Source organism: Nocardioides sp. SYSU D00065 (genome assembly GCF_017916425.1).
Classification (GTDB): Bacteria; Actinomycetota; Actinomycetes; order Propionibacteriales; family Nocardioidaceae; genus Nocardioides.
This window is the reverse complement of the sequence record NZ_JAFMSX010000002.1, coordinates 894,881-913,457: the sequence shown is the minus strand read 5'-3', so window position 1 is coordinate 913,457 and position 18,577 is coordinate 894,881. Positions and strand designations below refer to the sequence as shown.

General features: G+C 73.3%; 19 protein-coding genes. 9 read left to right on the top strand and 10 right to left on the bottom strand.

All coding sequences use genetic code 11. The features are described from left to right. The first annotated feature begins 8 nt into the window (after nt 1-8). From J3P41_RS12420 to J3P41_RS12400, 5 genes are read left to right on the top strand one after another with little or no spacing between them, the layout of a single operon-like run. On the top strand, nt 9-1,259 hold the full coding sequence (locus J3P41_RS12420) for an acyl-CoA dehydrogenase family protein (protein ID WP_210650575.1): 1,251 nt from the start codon (nt 9-11) through the stop codon (nt 1,257-1,259). Then, complete coding sequence (locus J3P41_RS12415; RefSeq protein ID WP_210650574.1) at nt 1,259-2,038, top strand: SDR family NAD(P)-dependent oxidoreductase; 780 nt, start codon at nt 1,259-1,261, stop codon at nt 2,036-2,038. Before J3P41_RS12420 ends, J3P41_RS12415 begins: the two co-directional genes overlap by 1 nt. Next, a complete protein-coding gene (locus J3P41_RS12410) occupies nt 2,035-3,111 on the top strand; it encodes a phosphotransferase family protein (RefSeq protein ID WP_210650573.1) in 1,077 nt (358 codons plus the stop codon). Before J3P41_RS12415 ends, J3P41_RS12410 begins: the two co-directional genes overlap by 4 nt. Further along, entirely contained in the window at nt 3,108-3,788 is a 681-nt protein-coding gene (locus J3P41_RS12405; RefSeq protein ID WP_210650572.1) for a histidine phosphatase family protein, read from the top strand. Before J3P41_RS12410 ends, J3P41_RS12405 begins: the two co-directional genes overlap by 4 nt. An 8-nt stretch (nt 3,789-3,796) precedes the next feature. Further along, nucleotides 3,797-4,540: an SDR family oxidoreductase gene (locus J3P41_RS12400; RefSeq protein ID WP_307861969.1), complete on the top strand. Its 744-nt coding sequence runs from the start codon at nt 3,797-3,799 to the stop codon at nt 4,538-4,540. Nucleotides 4,541-4,793: 253 nt separating this feature from the next. Here J3P41_RS12400 and J3P41_RS12395 read toward each other — a convergent pair whose 3' ends face one another. Beyond that, the gene (locus tag J3P41_RS12395) at nt 4,794-6,908 is read right to left on the bottom strand and encodes a DEAD/DEAH box helicase (protein WP_210650571.1); all 2,115 of its coding nucleotides are present in this window, start codon (nt 6,906-6,908) and stop codon (nt 4,794-4,796) included. A gap of 281 nt (nt 6,909-7,189) precedes the next feature. Between J3P41_RS12395 and J3P41_RS12390 the strand changes: the two genes are divergently transcribed. Then, nucleotides 7,190-7,882 (top strand): TetR/AcrR family transcriptional regulator, encoded by a 693-nt coding sequence (locus J3P41_RS12390; RefSeq protein WP_210650570.1) that lies wholly within the window; start codon nt 7,190-7,192, stop codon nt 7,880-7,882. Here J3P41_RS12390 and paaE read toward each other — a convergent pair. The 5 genes from paaE to paaA form a co-directional block, all read right to left on the bottom strand. Continuing rightward, the gene (paaE, locus tag J3P41_RS12385; RefSeq protein WP_210650569.1) at nt 7,879-8,937 is read right to left on the bottom strand and encodes a 1,2-phenylacetyl-CoA epoxidase subunit PaaE; all 1,059 of its coding nucleotides are present in this window, start codon (nt 8,935-8,937) and stop codon (nt 7,879-7,881) included. The two genes, J3P41_RS12390 and paaE, sit on opposite strands and share 4 nt — an antisense overlap. Further along, complete coding sequence (paaD, locus tag J3P41_RS12380) at nt 8,937-9,443, bottom strand: 1,2-phenylacetyl-CoA epoxidase subunit PaaD (protein WP_307861968.1); 507 nt, start codon at nt 9,441-9,443, stop codon at nt 8,937-8,939. Before paaD ends, paaE begins: the two co-directional genes overlap by 1 nt. An 11-nt stretch (nt 9,444-9,454) precedes the next feature. Then, the gene (paaC, locus tag J3P41_RS12375; RefSeq protein ID WP_210650568.1) at nt 9,455-10,411 is read right to left on the bottom strand and encodes a 1,2-phenylacetyl-CoA epoxidase subunit PaaC; all 957 of its coding nucleotides are present in this window, start codon (nt 10,409-10,411) and stop codon (nt 9,455-9,457) included. A 19-nt stretch (nt 10,412-10,430) separates the two neighbouring features. Beyond that, a complete protein-coding gene (paaB, locus tag J3P41_RS12370; RefSeq protein ID WP_210650882.1) occupies nt 10,431-10,724 on the bottom strand; it encodes a 1,2-phenylacetyl-CoA epoxidase subunit PaaB in 294 nt (97 codons plus the stop codon). A gap of 83 nt (nt 10,725-10,807) precedes the next feature. After that, nucleotides 10,808-11,758: a 1,2-phenylacetyl-CoA epoxidase subunit PaaA gene (gene paaA, locus J3P41_RS12365; protein ID WP_210650567.1), complete on the bottom strand. Its 951-nt coding sequence runs from the start codon at nt 11,756-11,758 to the stop codon at nt 10,808-10,810. Nucleotides 11,759-11,907: 149 nt separating this feature from the next. Between paaA and paaZ the strand changes: the two genes are divergently transcribed. Further along, nucleotides 11,908-13,938 carry a phenylacetic acid degradation bifunctional protein PaaZ gene (paaZ, locus tag J3P41_RS12360; protein WP_307861967.1) on the top strand — a complete coding sequence of 677 codons (2,031 nt, stop codon included), beginning with the start codon at nt 11,908-11,910 and terminating at the stop codon, nt 13,936-13,938. 30 nt (nt 13,939-13,968) lie between these two features. Beyond that, the gene (locus tag J3P41_RS12355) at nt 13,969-14,268 is read left to right on the top strand and encodes a hypothetical protein (protein ID WP_210650566.1); all 300 of its coding nucleotides are present in this window, start codon (nt 13,969-13,971) and stop codon (nt 14,266-14,268) included. Nucleotides 14,269-14,283: 15 nt separating this feature from the next. Here J3P41_RS12355 and J3P41_RS12350 read toward each other — a convergent pair whose 3' ends face one another. From J3P41_RS12350 to J3P41_RS12340, 3 genes are read right to left on the bottom strand one after another with little or no spacing between them, the layout of a single operon-like run. After that, a complete protein-coding gene (locus tag J3P41_RS12350; RefSeq protein WP_210650565.1) occupies nt 14,284-15,504 on the bottom strand; it encodes an acetyl-CoA C-acetyltransferase in 1,221 nt (406 codons plus the stop codon). Nucleotides 15,505-15,536: 32 nt separating this feature from the next. Further along, nucleotides 15,537-16,193 carry an SDR family oxidoreductase gene (locus tag J3P41_RS12345; protein WP_210650564.1) on the bottom strand — a complete coding sequence of 219 codons (657 nt, stop codon included), beginning with the start codon at nt 16,191-16,193 and terminating at the stop codon, nt 15,537-15,539. A 21-nt stretch (nt 16,194-16,214) separates the two neighbouring features. Further along, a complete protein-coding gene (locus J3P41_RS12340) occupies nt 16,215-16,424 on the bottom strand; it encodes a hypothetical protein (protein ID WP_210650563.1) in 210 nt (69 codons plus the stop codon). 127 nt (nt 16,425-16,551) lie between these two features. Between J3P41_RS12340 and J3P41_RS12335 the strand changes: the two genes are divergently transcribed. Continuing rightward, nucleotides 16,552-17,538, top strand: a complete 987-nt coding sequence (locus tag J3P41_RS12335; RefSeq protein WP_210650562.1) for an LLM class F420-dependent oxidoreductase — start codon at nt 16,552-16,554, stop codon at nt 17,536-17,538. Between the two features lie 15 nt (nt 17,539-17,553). Here J3P41_RS12335 and J3P41_RS12330 read toward each other — a convergent pair whose 3' ends face one another. After that, nucleotides 17,554-18,576, bottom strand: a complete 1,023-nt coding sequence (locus tag J3P41_RS12330; protein ID WP_210650561.1) for an LLM class flavin-dependent oxidoreductase — start codon at nt 18,574-18,576, stop codon at nt 17,554-17,556. Nucleotide 18,577 lies beyond the last annotated feature (1 nt).

Sequence of the window (18,577 nt, the reverse complement as noted above, 5' to 3'; positions counted from 1 at the left end):
TCAACCGCATGGACTTCTCCCTCTCCCCCCGCGCCGCCGACCTGCGCGAGCGCGTCCGCACGTTCGTCGCGAACGAGGTCGAGCCCGTCGAGGCCGAGGTGCACCGCCGCACGACCCAGCTGCGCGAGTCCGGTGGCGACCACTGGACGCCCCACCCGGTCGTCGCCGAGCTGCAGGCCAAGGCCCGCGCCCAGGGCCTGTGGAACCTCTTCCTGCCCGCCGAGCACGCCGGTCGCTACGCCGCGGACTTCGGCACCGACGGCGGCGAGGGGCTGTCCAACGTCGACTACGCGCCGGTCGCCGAGGCGATGGGCCGCTCCTTCCTCGCGCCGCTCGTCTTCAACTGCAACGCCCCCGACACCGGCAACATGGAGGTGCTGCTGCGCTACGGCACCGACGAGCAGAAGGAGCAGTGGCTCGAGCCGCTGCTGCGCGCAGAGATCCGCAGCGCGTTCTGCATGACCGAGCCGGAGGTGGCGTCCTCCGACGCGACCAACATGGCCGCCACCGCCCGCCTCGAGGGCGACGAGGTCGTCGTCAACGGCCGCAAGTGGTGGTCGACCGGCGTCGGCAACCCGGACTGCCAGGTGCTGGTCTTCATGGGTCTGTCCGATCCCGACGCCGACCGGCACTCGCGCCACACGATGGTCCTGGTCCCCCGCGACGCCGAGGGCGTACGGGTGGAGCGGATGCTCACCACCATGGGCTATCACGACGAGCCGCTGGGGCACGGCGAGGTGTCGTTCGACGACGTCCGCGTCCCGGCCTCCAACATCCTGCTCGGCCCCGGTCGTGCGTTCGAGATCGCGCAGGGCCGGCTCGGTCCCGGCCGCGTGCACCATTGCATGCGCGCCATCGGACTCGCCGAGCGCGCCCTCGAGCTCGGCTGCGCCCGCGCCGTCTCCCGCACGGCCTTCGGCAAGCCGATCGCCAACCTCGGCGGCAACCGCGAGCGCATCGCCGACGCCCGGATCGCCATCAACCGCTCCCGCCTGCTGGTGATGCACGCCGCCTGGCTGCTCGACCGGGGCATGAGCCGCGAGGCGTACTCCGCGGTCAGCGAGATCAAGGTCGAGGTGCCCACCATGGCCCTCGACGTCATCGACCTGGCGATCCAGCTGCACGGCGGCGCCGGCATGTCCGACGACTTCCCGCTGGCAGCGGCCTGGGTCGGCGCCCGCACGCTGCGCCTCGCCGACGGGCCCGACGAGGTGCACCGCAACGTCGTGGCCAAGATCGAGCTCGGGAAGTACGTCTGATGAGCTTCGGAGACGGCAAGCGGGTGCTGGTCACCGGCGCTGCGTCCGGCCTCGGCGCGGCGCTGGTCGCGGCGTTCCGTTCGCGCGGCGACGACGTCCTGGCCACCGACCGGGTCGCTGGCGACGGCATCGACCTCGTCCTCGACATCACGTCCGAGCCCGACTGGGCCGCCGCGGTCGAGGCGGTGCGCGAGCGGTGGGGCGGCCTGGACGTGCTGATCAACAACGCCGGCGTCGCCGGCGGCGGCCGGGTGGACCTCTGCACCCTTGACGAGTGGCAGTGGATCACCGATGTCAACCTGTTCGGCGCCGTGCGCGGCACGCGCGCGTTCGTGCCGCTGCTGAAGGAGCAGGGCTCGGGCCACCTCGTCAACGTCGCCTCGCTCGCCGGCCTCGTGCACCCGGCCGGCATGGCGTCGTACAACGCGACCAAGGCCGCGGTCGTCGCCTTCACCGAGACGTGCGGCCACGAGCTCGCGTCCTACGGCATCCGGGCGAGCGTGGTGTGCCCGTCGTACTTCCGCACCAACCTCGTGGCGTCGATGCGGGGCAGCGACGAGGCCGTCGGCCGGCTCGTCGCCGGCCTGGTCGAGCGATCGAAGGTGAGCGCCGAGGACATCGCGGCCGCGGTGCTCGCCGGCATGGACGCCGGGGAGGACGTGATCGTCCCCGACGAGGCGGCGCGCCAGGCGTACTTCCTCAAGTGGGCCGACCGCTCGGCGTACGACGCGGTGATGCGCGACCAGGCGGCGAAGCTGCGCGCGGGAGCCGAGTCGTGAGCGCCGTCCCGGGCGCCCGGGAGGTGCGCGCGGAGGACGCGTTCGACGTGTCGCGGGTCGCCGCGTGGATCCGCGGCAACGCCGGCTCCGCCGAGGGTCTGGACGCCGAGCCGGAGGTGCAGCAGTTCACCGGCGGCGCCTCCAACCTCACCTACCTCCTGCGCTACCCGTCGGGCCGCGACCTCATCGTGCGGCGCGCCCCGCGCGGCACCAAGGCCAAGGGCGCGCACGACATGCGCCGCGAGTACGTCATCCAGTCCGCGCTGGCGCCGGTGTTCGACTACGTCGCCCCGATGGTCGCGTTCTGCGACGACCCCGACGTGATGGGCGGCGACTTCTACGCGATGGACCGCGTCGCCGGCGTGATCCCGCGCAGCGAGTGGCCCGCCGACGTGCCGCTGTCGCCCGAGCAGGCGCGCGCGCTGTGCCTCGACGCGGTCGACGTGCTCGCCGAGCTGCACGGCATCGACCCCGAGGCCGCCGGCCTCGCCGACCTCGGCAAGGGCCGCGGCTACGTCCGCCGTCAGGTCGAGGGCTGGTCCACCCGCTACCGCAACGCCCGCACCGACGACGTCCCCGATCTCGAGGCCGTGATGGCGTGGCTGGACGCGCGCCAGCCCGAGGACGTCGCCACCTGCGTCATCCACAACGACTTCAAGCTCGACAACCTCGTGCTCGACGCCGGCGACGTGACGAAGGTCGTCGGCGTGCTCGACTGGGAGATGGCCACGCTCGGCGACCCGCTCATGGACCTCGCCGGCTCGATGGCCTATTGGGTGCAGGCCGACGACACCGAGGAGTTCCAGCTCATGCGGCGGGTGCCGACCCACCTGCCCGGGATGCTGACCCGCGCGGAGTTCGTGGCGGCGTACGCCGAGCGCACCGGCCGCTCGGTGACGCCGGAGGAGTGGCGGTTCTACGAGGTGTTCGGGCTCTTCCGGATGGCCGTGATCGCCCAGCAGATCTACTACCGCTACGTCCACGGGCAGACCACGAACGAGGTGTACGCCCTGTTCGGGCCGGCGGTGCAGATCATCGGCCGCCGGCTCGACGGGCTGGTGTCCGAGGCGTGAGCCGGATCCTCCTGATCCGGCACGGCCAGGCGTCGTTCGGTGCTGCCGACTACGACGACCTCTCCCCGACCGGGCACGAGCAGTCCCGCGTGCTGGGTGCGGCCCTCGCCGCGCGCGGGGTCCGCGCCGACGTGGTCGTGGCCGGAGAGATGCGGCGCCACCACCAGACCGCCGTCGGCGTGCTCGAGGGTGCCGGCTGGTCCGGCGACGTCGAGGTGGACGCCGGCTGGAACGAGTTCGACCACCTCCAGGTGCTGGCGGTGCACGACCGGCCGTCGACCGCCGAGGGCGAGTCCGAGAAGGCGGGCTTCCAGCGGTGGTTCGAGGAGGCGACGCGGCGCTGGACCTCCGGCGAGCACGACGACGCCTACGACGAGTCGTTCGGCGCGTTCACCGCCCGCGTCGGGACGGCGCTGGACCGGCTGGCCGGCGCGCTGCCGCGCTCGGCGACGGCGGTGGTGCTGACCAGCGGCGGGCCGGTCGCGTGGGCGGCGGCCGCGCTGCTCGCCGACGACGTCGCCGCCCGCACCGCCCTGTGGCTGCGGCTCAACCCGGTCTCGGTCAACAGCGGCGTCTCGACGGTGGTCTGTGGGGCGCGCGGCACGACGCTGGTGTCGTTCAACGCCCACGACCACCTGCTCGTCCCGGGGTCCCCCGACCTGCTCACCTACCGCTAGGAGCTCGCGTGACATCGATCCTCATCACCGGCGCCAGCAGCGGCCTGGGCGCCGAGATGGCGCGCCAGTTCGCGGCACTGGGCCACGACCTGGCGCTGTGCGCGCGGCGTACCGACCGCCTCGACGACCTGCGCGCCGAGATCGGCGCGGCGCACCCCGGCGTACGCGTCGTGGTCACGGCGCTCGACGTCACCGACCACGACGCCGTGTTCGCCGTGTTCGAGGAGCTGGCCGCCGAACTCGGCGGACTCGACCGCGTCGTCGTCAACGCCGGCCTCGGCAAGGGCCAGCCGCTGGGCACCGGCCGCTTCGACGCCAACCTCGAGACGGCTCGCACGAACTTCATCGGCGCCCTGGCCCAGACCGAGGCGGCCGCCGCGATCTTCCGCCGCCAGGGCCGCGGCCACCTCGTGATGGTCTCGAGCTTCTCGGCGCTGCGCGGCATGCCCGGCAACATCACGACGTACGCCGCCACGAAGGCCGCGGTCGCGCACCTGGCCGAGGGCTTCCGCGCCGACGTGCACGGGACGCCGATCAAGGTCACCGTGCTCTACCCCGGCTACATCGTCTCGGAGATGTCCGGGACCTCGCGCAGGACTCCGCTGATGACCTCCACCGAGAAGGGCGTGCGCGCCATGGTCGAGGCCATCGAGAAGGAGAAGCGGTCGGCCCGAGTACCTGCGTGGCCGTGGGCGCCGCTCGGGTTCGTCGTGAAGCGGGTGCCGGTCGGGTTGCTGCGGCGGCTGACCTAACCGGGGCACCTATCGCTGCAGAGGTCACGGCAGGGTCGGCGTCGGATCGGCCGCGGATCTCCGGGGAACGGGAGGTTCGCACGCCAAACTGGAGCCTCGCCCCCGAAACTTCGGGGGTGAGGCTCCAGTTTCCCCGGCTCACCGGGGACTCCTACCGAGAGCACCGGGGACTCCCACCGCGAGCACCGGGGGACTCCCACCGAGGGGGCCGGGGCCCCACCGAGAGCACCGGGGCCGCCCGCCGGGGAAAGCCTCAGCCGAGCTCGCGCTCCAGCGCGTCCGTCAGCAGCGCGACCAGCGCCTCGGTCTGGATGTTGGCCGAGGACGAGACCTCCTCGTCGGAGCCGTCGAGCGCCCGCGCGGCCAGCCCGGCCTTGGAGTCGATGAGCTCGGCGATGCGGGTGTCGATGGTCTGGGCGGCGATGATCCGCCAGGCTGTGACGGGGTCGCTCTGGCCGATGCGGTGCACGCGGTCGATCGCCTGGGTCTGCTCGGCGTCGGTCCACGAGAGCTCGGACAGCACGACGTTGGAGGCGACCTGGAGGTTGACGCCGACGCCGGCGGCGGCGAGCGAGCAGACGATCACCTGGACGTCGGGGTCGTTGACGAAGGCGTCGATCGCCTTCTCGCGCGCCTTCGCCGACTGGTCGCCGCGGATCGAGGTGTGCTTGAGCCCGCGGCGGGTGAAGGTCTCCTCGGCGATGTCCATGACGTCGACGTGGCGGGCGAAGAACACGACCTTGCCGACGTTGCGCGCCAGCTGGGCGGCGTAGTCGGCGGCGAGGCCGGCCTTGGCGCGGCCGATGCGGCGGAACATCGAGAAGACGTTCTCCCCGCCGGTGCCCTGGTCCATCTCCTCGCGCTCCCACGTCGCGACGCGGCGGACGAGCTCGTGGTCGATGCCGTCGACGACCGAGCCCGTACGCCGGGTCTCGAGGGCCGCCTTGTAGCGCTGGACGAGCCGCCGCGCGAGGTCCTGCTCCGCGGCGCGGATCGAGCGGGTGTCCTCGTCGTCGAGCTCGACGGGGATGTCGGCGATGCGGCGGGCCGGGATGTCCTCGGCGACGTCGACCTTGCGGCGGCGCACGATGCCCATGTCGATGACGGCCTTGCGGGCCGCGGGGTAGAACGGCGGGTCGGCCGGCGTCAGGTCGGTCTCCTCGAGCGCCTCCATCAGCCGGGCCAGCGGCTTGGTGTCGTCGATCCAACCGAGGAACTGCCAGATCGCGCGGAAGTCCTCGATGTCGTTGATGAGCGGCGTGCCGGTGAGCGCCATCAGCAGTGGGCGCGCGGTGCGCGAGCGCAGCCGCTCGGAGAGCTCGAGCACGTGGCGCGAGCGCTGCGAGGTCTTGTTCTTGATGAAGTGCGCCTCGTCGACGACCATGCCCCGGAACCCGAAGGAGCCGAGCCAGCCGACGTGGCGGTCGAGGATCTCGTAGTTCACGACGATCACGTCGGCGAAGGCGTCGACCTGGTCCCCGTCCCCGTGGATCACCGTGGCGCGCCGGCGTGGGATCCAGCGCTCCGTCTCCCGGGCCCAGTTGGTCTTCACGACGTTGGGGCACACGACCAGCAGCGGGAACGCGTCGGCCGCCTGGGCGGCGAGCAGCGCCTGCGCGGTCTTGCCGAGCCCGGGCTCGTCGGCGAGCAGGAAGGTGCGGTGCCCCTCGGCGGCCGCGGCGATCAGGCGCGCCTGGTGCGGCATCAGCTCGAGCTTGCCGGGCGCGGTGAGCGAGGTCGCCTCGGGCAGCTCCATGCACGACGAGGCGCCGCCCAGCTCGAAGGAGCGGAAGAGCGGGCCGAGCAGCTCCCACGTCGCCAGCCGGCCGTGCACGGTGCGCCGCTCGCGCCCGATGCCGAAGTCGGGCACCAGGAACGGGTTGGCCAGCTGGTGCTGCACCACCGACTGCGGGATGACGCGCCGCTCCAGCACGCCAGGCCCGGACTCGTCGTCGGGCTTGGGCTCCTCGGGCACGGCCTCGACGCCGGCCTTGTGGAGCATCTCGAGGCGGAGGTCGCGGGCGCTGTCGGTGACGACGGCGTCCTCGGAGAGCAGTCCGAAGAGGGACGGGTCCCGCGTCGCGGTCTTGGCGAGGATCGTGGCGATGCCGTCGAGGCGCTTGAGCTCGTCGGCCTTCTGCGCGTCGGTGAGCTCGACGGAGCCCTTGACGTCGGCGCGGTGCTCGCGCACCAGCAGGGCGACGACCTGGAAGCGCACCCGCTGACCGGGCGCGAGCGGCCCGCGCTGGACGGCGGACTCGAGCTCGCGGACGGCACGCGCGAGGACGGGGACGATGCCCTCGTTGTCCTTGTGACGGGCGTGCGCAGGGGCGCGGCGACTGCCGCGTGAACGCTGGCGCTGGGCCAAGGGGTCCTCCCGGACTGGGTACGCGTCGCGGAGCAGGCGAGCCCGGGTCGGCGCTGACCTGCACACCACGGCGTGGAGGTTTGGAGCGGGCGTCGGATCCGCGTGGCCGATGGATCAGGGGGGATCAGTGGGGCACGGCGTCTGGACGCAGCGTCCACTGTAGCGCTCGCACGCCCGCTGCCGGCAAATGTGCGCCTCCAGGCGCGCCGCACGCGTGCCCGACGACCGGCACACCGGCGTGGCCCTCGAGCCCGCCGACGGATCGTGGGAGGGTGTGCGGCATGGGACGGATCCGCGCGGGCGGGACCGGCGGTGACGCTGCGCAGTCCGGTACGTCGGGCGAGGGCCCGGTGCGACGCGGCCGCCCCGGGCACGACCAGCAGGCGGTGCTGCGGGTCGCGGTCGACCTCTTCAACCGGCAGGGCTACGACGCGACGAGCGTCGGGGACGTGGCCCGCGAGCTGGGCTTGACCAAGTCCGCGATCTACCACCACGTCCCGAGCAAGGAACACCTGCTGCAGCGTGCGGTGGACGAGGCGCTCGACGCGCTCACCGAGGCGCTCGACGAGGTGGCCGCAGCCGAGCACGTCGACGCGGGCAGCCGGCTGCGGGCGGCGGTGCACGCCAGCGTGACCACGCTCGTACGCCACCTCCCGGCCGTGACGCTGCTGCTGCGGGTGCACGGCAACACCCCGGTGGAGAAGGCGGCCCTGGCGCGGCGCCGCGGCATCGACGAGCGGCTCGCCGACATGGTGCGCGTGGCGGCCGACGACGGGGTCGTGCGCGACGACCTCGACCCCCTCGTGATCAGCCGCCTGCTCTTCGGGATGGTGAACTCCCTGGTCGAGTGGGTGCGCCCGGGTGTCGACGGCGACGCGCTGGCGGACGCGGTCGCCGCGCTGGCCTTCGACGGGCTCACGCACGAGGGGCGCTCCCCCGCCTCACCGGCGCCGGGCGCCGAGGATCGCGCCTAGGCGTCGAAGTCGACCGTGACCGCGTCGCCGACCGGGTAGGTCTGGCAGGTCAGGACGAACTGCTGCTCCACCTCGGCCGGCTCGAGGGCGTAGTTGCGGACCATCTCCACCTCGCCGTCGACCACCTTCGCGCGACACGTGCCGCACACCCCGCCCTTGCAGGCGAACGGCAGGTCACCGCGTACGGCCTGGGCCGAGTCGAGCAGCGTCGCGTCGCGCGGCATCGGCGTGGTGGTCGTACGACCGTCGACCACGAGCGTCACCTCGCTCGTGTCGCCCTCGACCACCCGGTCGGCGTGGCGCAACGTGGGCGGCGGCTCTTCGACGAAGAACAGCTCGACGTGGATCTTCTCGCGAGGCACCCCGAGCTCCTCCAGGACCGTCCGACCGTCCTCGACGAGGCCGAGGGGCCCGCAGAGCCACACGTGGTCCACCGCGGCGAGCGGCACCTTGACGGGGAGCAGGCGCCGCAGCCGCTCGGCGTCGAGGCGCCCGGAGAACAGCTCCACGTCGCGCGGCTCACGCGACAGCACGTGCACCAGGTCGAACCGCGGCCCGTAGAGGTTCTTGAGGTCGCTCAGCTCCTCGGCGAACATCACCGAGGTCGTCTCGCGGTTGCCGTAGAGCATCGTCACGGTGCTCTCGGGGTGGGTCAGCACGGAGGCCGCGATCGAGAGCATCGGGGTGATGCCGGAGCCGGCGGCGATGCACAGGTGACGGCCGGGCGTGGTCGGGTCGGCGCGGAGCCCGCCCGAGGGCTCGGCGACCTCGATCCTCTCCCCCGGCCGGACCCGGTGGACCAGCCACGAGGAGAAGACGCCGCCAAGTATCTCGCGCACCCCGATGCGCGGCGCGGCACCGGCCGGGGCGCAGATCGAGTACGTGCGGCGGTGCTCGACGCCGTCGACGACCCGACGCAGGGTCAGCGCCTCGCCCGGCTCGAAGGCGAACAGCTCGCGCAGGTCGTCGGGCACGTCGAAGGTCACGGCCGCCGAGTCGTCGGTGAGCCGTTCGACGTCGCGGACCACCAGCTCGTGGAAGGCGGAGGCCGCCATCAGATCTCCTTCACGTGGTCGAACGGCTCCCGGCACGACGTGCAGCGGTACTGCGCCTTGCAGGCGGTCGAGCCGAACTCCGAGATCAGCTCGGTGGCCGGCGAGTCGCACTGCGGGCAGCGCACCTGCCGAGCCGTGGGCAGCAGGGTCAGCGGGATCGGCCCGTCACCGGACGGGGCAGGTCCCGGCGGGGAGATGCCCGCCGCCGCCAACGCCGAGCGACCGGCGGGGGTGATCCAGTCGGTGGTCCACGCCGGGTGCAGGCTGACCCGGACCTCGACGCGGTCGAACCCCGCCGCCCGCAGCTCGCGGACCAGGTCGTCGCGCATGGTCGCCATCGCCGGGCAGCCCGAGTAGGTCGGGGTGATGTCGACCACCACGTGCGAGTCGCCGACCACGTCGACGTCGCGCAGCACGCCGAGGTCGGCCAGGGTCAGCATGGGCAGCTCCGGGTCGGTCACGCGTCGGGCGACGCGGCGCGCGCGCTCCGAGGTCCCGCGGCTCACGCGTCGCACCGCTACCACCGTCCGAGGGGGTGGGCGCGGGCCACGGACTGCATCTCGGCGAGCAACCGGCTGAGCGGCTCGCCGTGCATGCCGTCGCGCCCGGTGCGCCCCAGCACGCCCGAGCGCCGCGGCGCCTCGGGCCGCGGCACGGCCCCGGCCGCCAGGACCTGGTCGAGCACGCCCTCGGCCGCGTCCCGGGTGGTCGCCGGGTCGACGCCGACCCCGGAGCCGGCGGCGGCGGCCTCGACGGCGTGGGTGTCGAACAGCTCGGGCCACAGCGGCCACAGCGCGTCGAGCGCCGCCAGCAGGCGACGCCGCGACTCGTCGGTGCCCCGAGCCAGCGTGACGAACCAGCGGGCGGAGTAGTCGCGGTGGTAGGCCAGCTCCTTGACGCCCTTGGCGGCCACGGCGGCGAGCACCTGGTCGCGGCTGGCGCGCAGCCGCTCGAAGGTGGCGAGCCGCCAGGTCGAGAACAGCAGCACCCGCACGGTCGCCTCGGCGAAGTCGCCGTTGACGAGCTCGGCGAAGCGGACGTTGCGGTAGTGGTGCGCCTCGCGGAAGAACGCCAGGGCGTCCTCCGGCGGGACCGGCGACCCGTCGGGCAGCGCCGGGACGATGGAGGGGTCGGCGGCCGCTGCGCGCGCGAGCAGCAGCCGGGCCTGGCCGAGCAGGTCGAGGGCGATGTTGGACAGCGCGATGTCGTCCTCGAGGTCGGGCGCGTTGCTGGTCCACTCCGAGATCCGGTGCGACATCACCAGCGCGTCGTCGCCCAGCATCAGGGCGTACGTCGCCAGCACATGCGCGTCGACGCCCTCGGGGACGGTCGTGTCGACGCCGGCGAGCGGGTCCTCGCCGTGCCCGTCAGGAACAGGGACGGTGCCGAAGGCCCAGTGCGCGTCGTTGACGAGCAGGCCGGAGTACACGCTGTCGTGCTCGTCCTCGGCGGGTGTCTCGATACGGGAGTTCATCGCAGCCTCGCGGGTGGCATCACATGTGGGGGACGTTGTCGGGGATGTCGTAGAACGTCGGGTGCCGGTAGACCTTGTCGCCGCTGGGCGCGAACATCGGGTCCTTCTCGTCCGGGCTGGACGCGGTGATCGCGTCGGCGCGGACGACCCAGATGCTGACGCCCTCGTTGCGTCGGGTGTAGACGTCGCGGGCGTGCAGGAGCGCCATCCGGTCGTCGGCCGCGTGCAGCGACCCCACGTGGACGTGGTTGAGGCCGCGCTTGCCCCGCACGAACACCTCGTAGAGCGGCCACTCCGGCTCGGGAGCCTGCACGCCCTGACCCGTCGGCACGCCCTGGAGGGGCACGGCCCCGTGGCCGCCCTCCGCAGACAGCTCGCGGCCGCTCGTCCGGTCCGTCACGAGACCGCGTCCCTCACCTGCGCGGCGTACGCCGTGGCGGCCTCGCGCACCCACGCGCCGTCCTCGTGGGCGCGCCGGCGGTGTGCCATCCGCTGCGCGTTGCACGGACCGTTGCCGCGCACGCCCTCCATGAACTCCTCCCAGTCCGGCTGGCCGAAGTCGTAGTGGCCGCGCTCCTCGTTCCAGGCCAGCGCCGGGTCGGGCAGGGTGACGCCGAGGGCCTCGGCCTGCGGGACGGACATGTCGACGAACTTCTGCCTCAGCTCGTCGTTGGTGTGCCGCTTGATGCCCCACGCCATCGACTGCGCGGTGTTGGGCGAGGCGTCGTCGGGAGGGCCGAACATCATCAGCGCCGGCCACCAGAACCGGTCGACCGACTCCTGCACCATCGCGCGCTGCTCGTCGGTGCCGCGCATCATCGTGGCGAGCAGCTCGTAGCCCTGGCGCTGGTGGAAGGACTCCTCCTTGCACACGCGGATCATGGCGCGGCCGTAGGGGCCGTAGGAGGTGCGGCACAGCGGCACCTGGTTGCAGATGGCCGCGCCGTCGACGAGCCAGCCGATGGTGCCGACGTCGGCGTACGACAGCGTGGGGTAGTTGAAGATCGAGGAGTACTTCTGCTTGCCGGCGAGGAGCAGCTCGGTGAGCTCCAGTCGGGAGACGCCCAGCGTCTCGGCGGCGGAGTAGAGGTAGAGGCCGTGCCCGGCCTCGTCCTGCACCTTGGCCAGCAGGATCGCCTTGCGGCGCAGGCTCGGCGCGCGGGTGATCCAGTTGCCCTCCGGCTGCATGCCGATGATCTCGCTGTGCGCGTGCTGGGCGATCTGGCGCACGAGGGTCCGGCGGTATCCCTCGGGCATCCAGTCGCGCGGCTCGATCCGCTCGTGGCGGGCGAGAGTGGCCTCGAAGTGGGCCTCCAGCTCGTCGGGAGCGGCCTGGGTGAGCGTCATGGGGCATCTCCTCGACGCGGCGTCCGGGACATTTACTGACCGATCGGTCCGGTATTAGTGTGGCACCGGTCACTCCGGCGCGCAAACACTGCGCCCGCTGCTCGGCCCGCAGCCTCAGACCCGCACCGCCCGACCCTGGAGGGGACCCCGTGACCCGACTGCTCGAGAGCTACGCCGCCGGCCGCTGGTACGCCGCACCCGCCGAGGGCGACCCGCTCCTCGACGCCGCCACCGGGGCCGAGGTGGCCCGGATCTCGAGCGCCGGACTCGACCTCGGCGCGATGGCGCACCACGCCCGCAGCGTGGGCGGTCCGGCGATCCGCGAGCTGACCTTCCACCAGCGGGCGCTGCTCCTCAAGGAGCTGGCGACCCACCTGACCGGCCTCAAGGACGAGTTCTACGAGCTCTCGCTCGCGACCGGAGCCACCCGGCGCGACTCGCTGATCGACATCGACGGCGGCTTCGGCACGATGTTCAGCTATTCGTCCAAGGGCCGCCGGGAGCTGCCCAACGACGTCGTGGTGTGCGACGGCGACCTGGAGCAGCTGGGGCGCACGGGCGTGTTCCTCGGCCAGCACGTCTACACCTCCCGTCCGGGCGTCGCGGTGCAGATCAACGCCTTCAACTTCCCGGTCTGGGGCATGCTGGAGAAGCTCGCGCCGGCCTTCATCGCCGGACTGCCCACCATCGTCAAGCCGGCCAGCCAGACGGCGTACCTCACCGAGCTCGTGGTCCGGCGCATCGTCGAGTCCGGCATCCTGCCTGAGGGGTCGCTGCAGCTGCTGTCCGGATCGGCCGGCGACCTGCTCGACCACCTCGGCGTCCAGGACTCGGTGGCGTTCACCGGCTCGGCGCACACCGCGGGGATCCTGCGCCAGCACCCCTCGGTGCTGCACGGCGGCGTACGGCTGCAGGTCGAGGCCGACTCGCTCAACTGCTCCGTGCTCGGTCCCGACGTGACACCGGGCGATCCCGAGTGGGACCTGTTCGTCAAGGGCGTCGTGACCGAGATGACGGCGAAGGCAGGGCAGAAGTGCACCGCCATCCGTCGCGCCATCGTGCCGGCGGCGGTGGCCGACGAGATGACCGAGGCCATCACGGCCCGGCTCGCGTCGATCACGGTCGGCGACCCCGGGGACGAGACGGTGCGGATGGGTCCGCTCGCCTCGCTCGGCCAGCGCGAGGAAGTCCGCAAGGCCGTGGAGGCGCTGCGCTCCTCGGCGGACGTGGTGCACGGCGACCCGACCGCGACGTCCGGCTTCGCCGGGGACGCCGAGCGCGGGGCGTTCATGCAGCCGGTCCTGCTGAGGGCCCGTCCCGGAGCGGTCGAGCCGCACGACGTCGAGCCGTTCGGTCCCGTGTCGACCGTGCTGTCGTACGACTCCCTCGACGAGGCCGTCGCCCTGGCCGCCCGCGGCAAGGGCTCCCTCGTCGGCTCGGTCGTCACCCACGACCCGGCTGTGGCCCGCACGCTGGTCCTCGGCCTGGCGCCGTGGCACGGCCGCATCCTGGTCCTGGACCGCGACGACGCCCCGGACAGCACGGGGCACGGCTCGCCGCTGCCGATGCTCGTGCACGGCGGTCCGGGTCGCGCGGGCGGCGGCGAGGAGCTGGGCGGCGTGCGCGGGGTGCTGCACCACATGCAGCGCACCGCCGTCCAGGCCTCCCCCGACATGCTCACCGCGATCACCGGGCGGTGGACGCGCGGGTCCCGGCGCACCACGACGCCCGAGCACCCGTTCCGGCGCTCGCTCGCGACGCTGCGGGTGGGCGACACGATCGCCAGCGAGCCGCGGGTGGTCTCGCGCGAGGACATCGACCACTTCGCCGACTTCACCGGCGACACGTTCTACGCCCACACCGACCCCGAGGCGGCTGCGCAGAACCCCCTCTTCGGCGGCATCGTCGCCCACGGCTACCTCATCGTGTCGATGGCCGCCGGCCTGTTCGTCGACCCGGCGCCGGGGCCGGTGCTGGCGAACTTCGGGGTCGACCACCTGCGCTTCCTCACGCCCGTCCGGGCCGGCGACTCGATCCGGGTGACGCTGACCGTCAAGCAGATCACCCCCCGCGCGTCGGCCGACTACGGGGAGGTCCGCTGGGACGCCCTCGTCACCAACGGCGACGACGAGCCGGTGGCGACGTACGACGTGCTGACGCTGGTGGCCAAGGAGGCCTGAGCCGGGGCAAACGGCGCTAGCGTGTCGCCCGTGAGCCGCAGCACCCAGCGCGTCGTCGGGATCGTCGTCCTCCTGGCCCTCGGGGCGCTCAGCCTGCCGCTGGCCGCGCTGCCCTTCGACGGCGACGGCGACGAGAACTGGATCGTCGTCGTCCAGCTCGCGCTCATGGCGGGCGCGGGCGCAGCGGTCACGACCGCGCTGCCCGGTCTCGCCCGCGAGGGCGCGGCGCCGGGCCGGCGAGCGCTGACCGGGGCGTGGTGGGGGCTGCTCGCCGCCTTCGCCGGAGTCGTCGTCTACTTCTTCCTGATCAGCGGCTTCGAGGGCGCGTAGCGCGCGACGGCAGGATCAGGCCCGCTCGAACACCGCTGCCAGGCCCTGGCCGCCACCGATGCACACCGTCTCCAGCGCGTAGCGGCCCTCGCGGCGGCGCAGCTCGTGGGCCATCGTCGCCAGGATCCGCGCACCGGTCGCACCGACCGGGTGTCCCAGCGAGATGCCGGACCCGAGGGGGTTGAGCCGCTCGTCCTCGGCGTCCATGCCCCACTCGTGCAGCACGGCGAGCACCTGGGCGGCGAAGGCCTCGTTGAGCTCGATCAGGTCGAGGTCGGCCATCGCCAGGCCGGCCCGGTCCAGCGCGGCCGCGGTGGCCGGCACGGGACCGATCCCCATCACCTCGGGACCGACGCCGGCGACGGCCCACGACCGCAGGACGAGGAACGGGTCCAGTCCGCGGCGCTCGGCCTCCGCCCGGGTGGTGACCACGCACATCGCGGCCCCGTCGTTCTGGCCGCTGGCGTTGCCCGCGGTCACCGTGGACGCCTCGTCGACCGCGAGCCGCACCGGCCGCAGCGCAGCGAGGTCGTCGAGCGTCGTCGCCGGCCGGGGGTGCTCGTCGACGTCGACCAGGACGCCGGGCCGGTCCCGCCGGCCGGGCACGGTGACGGCGACGATCTCGTCCGCGAACGCGCCCGACGCCTGCGCCGCTCCGGCACGCTGCTGGCTGCGCACCGACAGCTCGTCCTGGGCGCGCCGGGTGATGCCGTAGTGGCGCCGGAGGTTCTCCGCCGTCTCGACCATCCCGCCTGGGACCGGGTGGTCACGGCCGCCGGCGGTCTCGCGGGCACGCACCAGGCGGTCCATCAGCTCCAGGCTGCCGCTGCGCACGCCGGCGCGCAGCCCGAGCGCGTAGTGCTCGACGTTGGACATCGACTCGACCCCGCCGGCGACGACGAGCCGGGCGCCACCACCGGCGACCTGCCCGGCGGCGAACAGCACCGCCTGCAGTCCGGACCCGCAGCGCCGGTCGAGCTGCAGGCCCGGGACAGCGGTGCCCAGGCCCGCGTCGAGCGCGGCGATGCGGCCGATGGCCGGGTTCTCCCCGCTCGGGTAGCAGTGCCCCAGCACGACGTCGTCGACGTCGCCCTCGCCCAGTCCGGCCCGCCTGGCGAGCTCGGTCAGCGTCTGGGCCGCGAGGTCGACCGCGGTCAGCGACGCCAGGGCGCCCCCCATGCGCCCCACGGGGGTGCGGACGGGGTGGCAGATGACGACGTCGGCCGAGGAGTCCATGCGACCGACCCTAGTGCGCTGCCGCGCACCGCTCAGCCGGCGTACGGGACCTCGCTGCGCCACTCGGCGTCCGCGGTGGTGACCGCCGCCCAGATGGCTCCGGCCACCCGGTCGGGGCTGAAGACGCCCTCCGCGGCGAGGGTCCCCCGCACCGTCACGGAGACCGCGCGGATGCCGTGCGGGGCGAGCGCCTTGTCGAGGCTGTGCACGAGGTTGCGCACCCCGGCCTTCTGCACGCCGAGCGAGGCCGCGCCCTCCCACGGCGCGTCGGCGGCCATGCTGCCCGTGACGCTGATCCGCCCGCCGGCGGACAGGAAGGGGCGCGCGGCCTGGACGGCCGTGAGGAGCGAGCCGACCCCGAGCGCGACGTCCTCGAGCAGCTCCCCCACGGTCAGCGACAGCGGGTCCTTCTCGCGGAACGCGCTCGGGTTGAAGTGCAGGACGTCGATGCGCCCGGCGTGCTGGCCCAGGCGGCGTACGGCGTCGCGCGCGGCCGCCTCGTCGGTGACGTCGACCTGCGCCAGCCCGACGGCCGCGCCACGTCGCTCGAGGTCGGCGGCGAGCTCGTCGAGGACGCGCCGATTGCGCCCGAACAGACCGACGTCGTAGCCCTCGTCGGCGAAGCGGCGGGCCACCGACCCGCTGACGCCCGGGCCGGCTCCCACCACGACGACGACTGGTCTGCTCACACCGCCAGTTCTACAGCCTGGTCACTCCGCGGTGTGCGGGTGCTCCCCCGTGGGGTCGTCCGGCACGGCGTCGGGGCCCTGAGCGCCCTCCTCCACCTCGCCGGAGTACTCCTCCGGCTGGCCCGCCACCGAGTCGCCGGAGCTGATCGCCTCCGGCTCCTCGCCACCCATCGCCAGCTCGGAGACCTGCCCACCCTCGCTGCCGCTGTCCTTGCCGTCCGTGTCGGTCATGGGCCCTCCTCGTCGCATCGGTCGACCCGGTGCCTCCCGGGCACCTCCACACAAGCACCCCGCGCCACCTCGCGGCCTCACCTGCCCGGGTGGTGGCCCCGTGCGGCCGGCTGGCTACGGTCGGAGGATGACGCGCTTCGGATACACCTTGATGACCGAGCAGAGCGGGCCGCGCGAGCTGGTGGGCTACGCCGTCGCCGCGGAGCGGGCCGGCTTCGACTTCGAGGTCATGAGCGACCACTACTCGCCGTGGCTCACCGAGCAGGGACACGCGCCGTACGCCTGGACGACGCTGGGCGCGGTCGCGCACGCGACCGAGCGGGTGGGCCTGATGACCTACGTGACCTGCCCGACGCTGCGCTACCACCCTGCCGTCGTGGCGCAGAAGTCCGCGACGCTGCAGATCCTGGCCGAGGGGCGGTTCGTCCTGGGCCTCGGCAGCGGCGAGAACCTCAACGAGCACGTCGTCGGTGCCGGCTGGCCGGCGATCGCGGAGCGGCAGGACATGCTGGCCGAGGCGATCGAGGTCATCCGCGCGCTGCACACCGGCGACCTGGTCAACCACCGCGGCGAGTTCTTCCAGGTCGACTCCGCGCGGATCTGGGACCTGCCCGACGAGGGCGTCGACATCGGCGTCGCGGTCGCGGGCGACAAGGGCATCGAGCGCTTCGCCCCGCTGGCCGACCACCTCGTCGCGGTGGAGCCGAACGCCGAGATCGTCGAGTCGTGGAACGAGGTCGACGGCGCGCCGCAGATCGGCCGCGACGCGCGCGCCGTCGGCCAGATCCCCATCTGCTGGGACCCCGACGAGGACGCCGCCGTCGCCCGCGCTCACGAGCAGTTCCGCTGGTTCGGCGGCGGGTGGAAGGTCAACGCCGACCTGCCCACCCCGGCCGGCTTCTCCGGCGCGACGACGTACGTCCGGCCCGAGGACGTCGCCGAGTCCATCCCGTGCGGCCCCGACCTCGACAAGATCGTCGAGGCGGTCTCGGCCTACTGGGAGGCCGGCTTCACCGACGTCGCCCTCGTGCAGGTCGGCGACGAGGGCCAGGACCGCTTCCTGTCCGAGGCGGCCGGCCCGCTGCTGGAGAGGCTGCGCTCAGCCGCGCCGTGAGCGGTGCCGGGTCCGTCAACGCCAGCCCAGGCCCGGCGCCACCTCGGTGAGGACCGACTCGAGCAGGTGGGCGTTGTAGTCCACCCCGAGCTGGTTGGGCACGGTCAGCAGCACGGTGTCGGCGGCCGCGAGGGCCTCGTCGCCGGCGAGCTCCTCGACCAGCACGTCGGGCTCGGCGGCGTACGTCCGGCCGAACACCGCGCGCAGGTCGGCCTCGATCTGGCCGAACTGGTCGGAGCTACTGCCCTCGTGGCCGAAGTAGGCGCGGTCGAGGTCGGTGGTGATCGGCATGATGGAGCGGCTCACCGACACCCGCGGCTCGCCCTCGTGGCCGGCCTCGCGCCACGCGTCGCGGAAGACCTCGATCTGCTTGCGCTGCTGGACGTGGAAGGGCTCACCGGTCTCGTCGGCCTTGAGCGTCGAGCTCATCAGGTGCATGCCGCGCTCCGCGGCCCAGCGGGCGGTCGCGTCGGAGGCCGCACCCCACCAGATCCGCTCCCGCAGCCCCGGCGAGTGCGGCTCCACCCGCAGCAGCCCGGGCGGGTTGGGGAACATCGGGCGCGGGTTGGGCTGGGCGAAGCCCTCCCCTCGCAGCACCTCGAGGAACACCTCGGTGTGCCGGCGGGCCATGTCGGCCTGGTCCTCGCCCTCTGCGGGCGCGTAGCCGAAGTAGCGCCAGCCGTCGATCACCTGCTCCGGTGACCCCCGGCTGATGCCGAGCTGGAGCCTGCCGCCGGAGATGAGGTCGGCGGCACCGGCGTCCTCGGCCATGTAGAGCGGGTTCTCGTAGCGCATGTCGATCACGCCCGTGCCGATCTCGATCCGGCTGGTGCGCGCACCGACGGCCGCCAGGAGCGGGAACGGCGACGCGAGCTGGCGCGCGAAGTGGTGCACGCGGAAGTAGGCACCGTCCGCGCCGAGCTCCTCGGCCGCCACCGCGAGGTCGATCGACTGCAGCAGGGTGTCGGCGGCGCTGCGCACGGCCGAGTGCGGCGAGTCGGTCCAGTGCCCGAAGTTGAGGAAACCGATCTTCTTCATG